At 67.0% G+C, this 7,275-nt stretch carries 7 protein-coding genes; 6 read left to right on the forward strand and 1 reads right to left on the reverse strand.

All coding sequences use genetic code 11. The annotated features are described in order from the left end of the window. Nucleotides 1-36: 36 nt before the first annotated feature. From atpA to AC30CM_RS21155, 5 genes are read left to right on the forward strand one after another with little or no spacing between them, the layout of a single operon-like run. Nucleotides 37-1,683 carry a F0F1 ATP synthase subunit alpha gene (atpA, locus tag AC30CM_RS21135; RefSeq protein WP_490118869.1) on the forward strand — a complete coding sequence of 549 codons (1,647 nt, stop codon included), beginning with the start codon at nt 37-39 and terminating at the stop codon, nt 1,681-1,683. Between the two features lie 26 nt (nt 1,684-1,709). Next, nucleotides 1,710-2,639 carry a F0F1 ATP synthase subunit gamma gene (locus AC30CM_RS21140; RefSeq protein ID WP_490118870.1) on the forward strand — a complete coding sequence of 310 codons (930 nt, stop codon included), beginning with the start codon at nt 1,710-1,712 and terminating at the stop codon, nt 2,637-2,639. 41 nt (nt 2,640-2,680) lie between these two features. After that, nucleotides 2,681-4,111: a F0F1 ATP synthase subunit beta gene (gene atpD / locus AC30CM_RS21145; protein WP_490118871.1), complete on the forward strand. Its 1,431-nt coding sequence runs from the start codon at nt 2,681-2,683 to the stop codon at nt 4,109-4,111. 45 nt (nt 4,112-4,156) lie between these two features. Continuing rightward, nucleotides 4,157-4,522 carry a F0F1 ATP synthase subunit epsilon gene (locus tag AC30CM_RS21150; protein ID WP_490118872.1) on the forward strand — a complete coding sequence of 122 codons (366 nt, stop codon included), beginning with the start codon at nt 4,157-4,159 and terminating at the stop codon, nt 4,520-4,522. 6 nt (nt 4,523-4,528) lie between these two features. Next, nucleotides 4,529-4,975, forward strand: coding sequence for a DUF2550 domain-containing protein (locus tag AC30CM_RS21155; RefSeq protein WP_490118873.1), 447 nt, complete (start codon nt 4,529-4,531; stop codon nt 4,973-4,975). 3 nt (nt 4,976-4,978) lie between these two features. Here the strand turns inward: AC30CM_RS21155 and AC30CM_RS21160 are convergent, their stop codons facing one another. Beyond that, nucleotides 4,979-5,578, reverse strand: a complete 600-nt coding sequence (locus AC30CM_RS21160; RefSeq protein WP_490118874.1) for a cob(I)yrinic acid a,c-diamide adenosyltransferase — start codon at nt 5,576-5,578, stop codon at nt 4,979-4,981. Between the two features lie 71 nt (nt 5,579-5,649). On the opposite strand from AC30CM_RS21160, the gene murA reads away from it, so the two are divergent. After that, nucleotides 5,650-6,903, forward strand: a complete 1,254-nt coding sequence (murA, locus tag AC30CM_RS21165; RefSeq protein ID WP_490118875.1) for a UDP-N-acetylglucosamine 1-carboxyvinyltransferase — start codon at nt 5,650-5,652, stop codon at nt 6,901-6,903. The last annotated feature ends 372 nt before the right edge of the window (nt 6,904-7,275 follow it).

A 7,275-nucleotide genomic window follows, 5' to 3' on the forward strand; every position in this document is an offset into this window, starting at 1 on the left:
CCCCAAGACCCCGATTAGCAAGGAAGACGAAGAACCATGGCAGAGTTGACAATCTCCGCTGCTGACATCGAAGGTGCCATCGAGGACTACGTATCCTCGTTCACCGCCGATACCGAGCGCGAAGAGATCGGCACGGTCGTCGACGCAGGTGACGGCATCGCTCACGTCCAGGGCCTGCCCTCGGTCATGACGCAGGAACTCCTCGAGTTCCCCGGCGGCGTGCTGGGCGTGGCACTGAACCTCGACGAGCACAGCGTCGGCGCCGTGATCCTCGGCGAGTTCGGGAAGATCGAAGAGGGCCAGCAGGTCAAGCGCACGGGCGAGGTGCTGTCGGTGCCGGTGGGCGACGCCTTCCTGGGCCGCGTCGTCAACCCGCTCGGCCAGCCGATCGACGGCCAGGGCGACATCGCCAGCGACACCCGTCGCGCGCTGGAGCTGCAGGCCCCGTCGGTGGTGCAACGCCAGGGCGTCGGCGAGCCGCTGCAGACCGGCATCAAGGCCATCGACAGCCAGACCCCGATCGGCCGTGGTCAGCGTCAGCTCATCATCGGTGACCGCAAGACCGGCAAGACCGCGGTGTGCGTGGACACCATCCTCAACCAGCGTGAGGCCTGGGCGACCGGCGACCCGAAGCAGCAGGTGCGCTGCGTCTACGTCGCGATCGGCCAGAAGGGCACCACGATCGCCTCCGTGAAGCGCGCTCTCGAAGAGGGCGGCGCCATGGAGTACACCACCATCGTCGCGGCCCCCGCGTCGGATCCCGCCGGCTTCAAGTGGCTGGCGCCCTACACCGGTTCGGCCATCGGCCAGCACTGGATGTACGACGGCAAGCACGTCCTCATCGTGTTCGACGACCTGTCCAAGCAGGCCGACGCCTACCGCGCCATCTCGTTGCTGCTGCGTCGCCCGCCGGGCCGCGAGGCGTTCCCCGGCGACGTGTTCTACCTGCACTCGCGGCTCCTGGAGCGTTGCGCGAAGCTGTCCGACGAGCTGGGTGGTGGTTCGATGACCGGGCTGCCGATCATCGAGACCAAGGCCAACGACATCTCGGCGTTCATCCCCACCAACGTCATCTCGATCACCGACGGCCAGTGCTTCCTGGAGTCCGACCTGTTCAACCAGGGTGTGCGCCCGGCCATCAACGTCGGTGTGTCGGTGTCGCGCGTCGGTGGCGCCGCGCAGATCAAGGCCATGAAGGAGGTCGCGGGCTCGCTGCGCCTGGAGCTGTCCCAGTACCGCGAGCTGGAGGCGTTCGCCGCCTTCGCCTCCGACCTGGACGCGGCTTCCAAGGCCCAGCTGGACCGCGGCGCCCGCCTGGTCGAGCTGCTGAAGCAGCCGCAGTACACCCCGTACCCGGTCGAGGACCAGGTCGTCGCGATCTTCCTCGGCACCAAGGGTCACCTGGACTCGGTGCCGGTCGAGGACGTCGCCCGGTTCGAGGCGGAGCTGCTCGAGCACGTCAAGGCGTCGCACGACGGCATCCTCTCCGAGATCCGCGAGACCAAGAAGCTGTCGGACGAGACCGCCGACAAGTTGGCCGACGTGATCAACGAGTTCAAGAAGGGCTTCGCCGCCAGCGACGGCAGCTCGGTCGCCGTCAACGAGGCCGAGGCCGAGGCGATGGACGAGGCCGACGTCGAGAAGGAATCCGTCAAGGTCCGCAAGCCGGCGCCGAAGAAGTAAGACACCGAAGGGGTCTGGAGAGCTAGATGGCTGCAACACTGCGCGAGCTACGCGGGCGCATCCGTTCCGCCGGGTCGATCAAGAAGATCACCAAGGCCCAGGAGCTGATCGCCACGTCGCGGATCGCCAAGGCGCAGGCCCGAGTCGAAGCGGCTCGGCCCTACTCGACCGAGATCACCAGCATGCTCACCGAGTTGGCAAGCGCCAGCGCGCTCGATCACCCGCTGCTGGTGCAGCGGGAGAACCCGAAGCGCGCCGGCGTGCTGGTGGTGTCCTCGGACCGCGGGCTGTGCGGCGCCTACAACGCGAACGTGCTGCGCCAGTCGGAGGAACTCTTCTCGCTCCTGCGGGAAGAGGGCAAGGATCCCCAGCTCTACGTGGTGGGTCGGAAGGCGTTGGGTTACTTCAGCTTCCGCAACCGCGACGTCGTGGAGTCGTGGACCGGGTTCTCGGAGCGCCCGACGTACGAGAACGCGCGCGAGATCGCCGAGACGCTGGTGTCGGCGTTCATGTCCGGCGTCGACGACGAGGGCGACGACGCGGGTGCCGACGGCATCCTCGGCGTCGACGAACTGCATATCGTGTTCACCGAGTTCCGGTCCATGCTGTCGCAGTCGGCCGTCGCCCGCCGGATCGCGCCGATGGTGATCGAGTACGTCGAGGACGAGAAGCCGGAAGACGGTCCGCAGACGTTGTTCTCGTTCGAGCCGAACGCCGAGTCGCTGTTCGACGCGCTGCTGCCGCGCTACGTGGCGACCCGCGTCTACGCCGCACTGCTCGAAGCGGCGGCCTCGGAGTCGGCGTCGCGACGCCGCGCCATGAAGTCGGCCACCGACAACGCCGACGATCTGATCAAGGCGCTGACGCTGGCTGCCAACCGCGAGCGCCAAGCCCAGATCACCCAGGAAATCAGCGAGATCGTCGGCGGCGCAAACGCTCTCGCCGACGCCCGCTAGCCCTAACAACCAGACAGGCCCCTTGAGGAAGCGAAGAGGAAATGACTGCTACCGCTGAGAAGACGACGACGGGTCGCGTGGTGCGCATCACGGGCCCCGTGGTCGACGTGGAGTTCCCCCGCGGCTCCGTCCCCGAACTGTTCAACGCCCTGCACGCCGACATCACCTACGGCGACCTGGCGAAGACCCTGACCCTCGAGGTGGCGCAGCACCTGGGCGACAACCTGGTGCGCACCATCTCGATGCAGCCGACCGACGGTCTGGTCCGCGGCGTCGAGGTGAGCGACACCGGTGCGTCGATCTCGGTGCCCGTCGGTGACGGCGTCAAGGGGCACGTGTTCAACGCGCTCGGTGACTGCCTCGACGAGCCCGGTTACGGCAAGGACTTCGACCACTGGTCGATCCACCGCAAGCCGCCGGCATTCGCCGACCTCGAGCCCCGCACGGAGATGCTCGAGACCGGTCTGAAGGTCGTGGACCTGCTGACCCCGTACGTCCGCGGCGGCAAGATCGCGCTGTTCGGTGGTGCCGGCGTGGGCAAGACGGTGCTCATCCAGGAGATGATCAACCGCATCGCCCGCAACTTCGGTGGTACCTCGGTGTTCGCCGGCGTGGGGGAGCGCACCCGTGAGGGCAACGACCTCTGGGTCGAGCTCGCCGACGCCAACGTGCTCAAGGACACCGCCCTGGTGTTCGGCCAGATGGACGAGCCGCCCGGCACGCGTATGCGCGTCGCCCTGTCGGCGCTGACCATGGCGGAGTTCTTCCGCGACGAGCAGGGCCAGGACGTGCTGCTGTTCATCGACAACATCTTCCGGTTCACGCAGGCCGGTTCCGAGGTGTCGACGCTGCTCGGCCGCATGCCGTCGGCCGTGGGCTACCAGCCCACGCTGGCCGACGAGATGGGTGAGCTGCAGGAGCGCATCACCTCGACCCGCGGCAAGTCGATCACCTCGATGCAGGCCGTGTACGTGCCCGCCGACGACTACACCGACCCGGCTCCCGCGACCACGTTCGCGCACCTCGACGCCACCACCGAGCTGTCTCGTACGGTGTTCTCGAAGGGCATCTTCCCGGCCGTGGATCCGCTGGCGTCGTCGTCGACGATCCTCGACCCCGCCGTGGTGGGCGACGAGCACTACCGGGTGGCGCAGGAAGTCATCCGCGTGCTGCAGCGCTACAAGGACCTGCAGGACATCATCGCGATCCTCGGTATCGACGAACTCGCCGAAGAGGACAAGCAGCTGGTGCAGCGCGCCCGTCGCATCGAGCGCTTCCTGAGCCAGAACATGATGGCGGCCGAGCAGTTCACCGGCCAGCCGGGTTCGACGGTCCCGCTGAAGGAGACCATCGAGGCGTTCGACAAGCTCACCAAGGGCGAGTTCGATCATCTGCCCGAGCAGGCGTTCTTCCTCATCGGTGGTCTGGACGATCTGGCGAAGAAGGCCGAGAGCCTCGGCGCCAAGCTGTGATCCGGATCGAGCTGACGCGAGCAGCGCGGGAAGGGATGGTCTGACATGGCCGAACTGCACGTGGAGATCGTCGCGGTGGAGCGCGAGCTGTGGTCGGGTGACGCGACGTTCGTGTTCACCCGAACCACCGCCGGCGAGATCGGCATCCTGCCGCGGCACATCCCCTTGGTTGCGCAGTTGGTCGACGACGCGATGGTCCGGGTCGAACGCGAGGGCGAGGACGATCTGCGCATCGCGGTCGACGGTGGCTTCCTGTCGGTGACGGAGGAAGCCGTGCGGATCCTCGTCGAGAACGCCCAGTTCGAGAACGAGATCGACGCCGACGCGGCGAAGCAGGACTCCGAGTCCGACGACGAGCGCACGGCGGCATGGGGCAGGGCACGGCTGCGCGCCCTTGGCCAAATCGACTAGGCGCCGATGAGCGCGTCCATGCTGTTCATGGTCGCGCTCGTCGGTGTGCTCCTGCTGGTCGTGGCGGCGCTGTTCTACCGGCTGTGGAAGCTCCGGCAGGTGGGTGGGACCGCGGCGATCTTGCGAGACGTCCCCGCCGTGGGCGGACACGGCTGGCGGCACGGGGTGATGCGGTACCGCGGGGGCGAGGCCGGGTTCTACCGGCTGTCGAGCTTCCGCTGGTGGCCGGATCGGCGCCTGCCGCGCCGCGGCTTGGAGGTGATCGCCCGGCGTTCGCCGCGCGGCGACGAATTCGACATCATGAGCCACGAGATCGTGGTCCTGGAGTTGCGTGACGCCGGCCCGGAGCGGCGTCGGGGTTATGAGATCGCGTTGGACCGTGCCGCGCTGACGGCGTTCACGTCATGGCTCGAGTCGCGCCCGTCGTCCCGCGCGCGCCGCAGGCCCGACTGAGGATCACTCGGCGGCGTCGTCCGCGGTCTCGGTGGTCGGTCCGCCGGGCTGCCACAGCACGTCGCCGTCGGGATTCGCCGTCCGCGACAGGATGAACAGCAGGTCGGACAGCCGGTTGAGGTACTTCGCCGGCAGCACGCTCACGGATTCGCCGTGGTGTTCCACCGCGCGCCACGCCGAGCGCTCGGCGCGCCGGGTGACGGTGCGCGCCACGTGCAGCAGCGCCGAGAGCGCCGTCCCGCCCGGAAGGATGAACGAATTCAGTGCGGGCAGCGGCGCGTTGAACTCGTCGCACCACCGCTCGAGGCGATCGACGTACTCCTGGCGTACGCGCAGTGGGGGGTACTCGGGGTTCTCCACCACCGGTGTCGACAGATCGGCGCCGGCATCGAACAGGTCGTTCTGGACGTGGCGCAGCACGTGGGCGACGCGCACGTTCGGATTCCCCATCGCGACGGCGACCCCGATGGCGGCGTTCGCCTCGTCACAGTCGGCGTACGCCTCGAGTCGGGGGTCGTTCTTCGACACTCGGCTGAAGTCGCTGAGCCCGGTCGTGCCGTCGTCGCCGGTGCGGGTGTAGATGCGGGTCAGGTGCACTGCCATGGCTGAACCGTACCGCCGTGCACGGGCTCGACGGGCTCCGACCGGTACCCGGCTGGCTTAAACTGACCTGCGTGAGCGAGCGTTTCGTGGTGACCGGCGGCTGTCGGTTGGCGGGGGAAGTGGCCGTCGGCGGTGCCAAGAACAGCGTGTTGAAGCTCATGGCTGCAGCGTTGTTGGCCGAGGGTGTCAGCACCATCACCAACTGTCCTGACATCCTCGACGTGCCGTTGATGGCCGAGGTCCTGCGGGGGCTGGGCGCGACGGTCGAACTCGACGGCTCGACGGTGACCATCACGTCTCCCGACGAGCTGAAGTACGACGCCGACTTCGCCGCCGTGCGGCAGTTCCGTGCGTCGGTGTGCGTACTGGGTCCGCTGGTGGGGCGCTGCAAGAAGGCCAAGGTGGCCCTCCCCGGAGGTGACGCGATCGGGTCGCGACCGCTCGACATGCATCAGGCGGGGCTGCGCCAGCTCGGGGCACGATGCAACATCGAGCACGGCTGCGTGGTGGCCGAGGCCGACCACTTGCACGGCGCCGAGATCCAACTCGAGTTCCCGTCGGTCGGGGCCACCGAGAACATCCTGATGGCGGCCGTCCTTGCCGACGGAGTGACGACGATCCACAACGCGGCCCGCGAGCCCGACGTCGTAGACCTGTGCGACATGTTGACCCAGATGGGTGCGCAGATCACCGGGGCGGGTTCCCACACGATGGTGATCACGGGCGTCGACAAGCTCCATCCCACCGAGCACCGCGTCATCGGCGACCGCATCGTGGCCGCGACGTGGGGGATCGCCGCGGCGATGACGCAGGGCGACATCGCGGTGACGGGTGTGGATCCGCAGCACCTGCAGCTGGTGTTGCACAAGCTGCACGACGCCGGCGCGACGGTGACCCAGCACGACGACGGGTTCCGGATCGTGCAGTACGAGCGGCCCAAGGCCGTCAACGTGGCGACCTTGCCGTTTCCCGGGTTCCCGACGGATTTGCAGCCGATGGCGATCGGCCTGGCATGTGTGGCGGACGGTACGTCGATGATCACCGAGAACGTGTTCGAGGCGAGGTTCCGCTTCGTCGAGGAGATGATCCGGCTGGGTGCCGACGCCAGGACCGACGGTCATCACGCCGTGGTGCGGGGGTTGCCGCAGCTGTCGAGTGCCCCGGTGTGGGCGTCCGACATCCGCGCGGGGGCGGGGCTGGTGCTTGCCGGCCTTGTCGCCGACGGCGACACCGAGGTGCACGACGTGTTCCACATCGATCGCGGTTATCCGTTGTTCGTGGAGAACCTGGTGGCCCTCGGGGCGGAGATCGAGCGCGTGCCCTAGCTCGAAATCGGGCTCTCAGCTGGCGTTTTGGAGCTTTCGCCATCTGCATGTAATGTTCTCTTCAAGCCCAGCGGCCCGGACCACTCCGGAACGGAGCCGGGGCTTGACTCCTCTCCAGAGCGTGTAGTAAACTGGAGTGGTTGCCCCAAAACAGGGGGAAAAGCAGGTCTGTTGTTTGAGAACTCAATAGTGTGTTTGGTGGTTTTTGTTTGTTGCCGCACTCTTTTTCCCGTTTAGGGTGTGGCTTTTTTGGATGCCAGTTTTGGTGTCTGTTGTTTGTGATCGGATTTTTCTGATTCGAATTCTGCCTGGGTTTTCGTGCCTGGGGGTTTTTGTTTGGAGAGTTTGATCCTGGCTCAGGACGAACGCTGG

This window comes from Mycobacterium sp. DHQP2018-32-09, assembly GCF_058148405.1.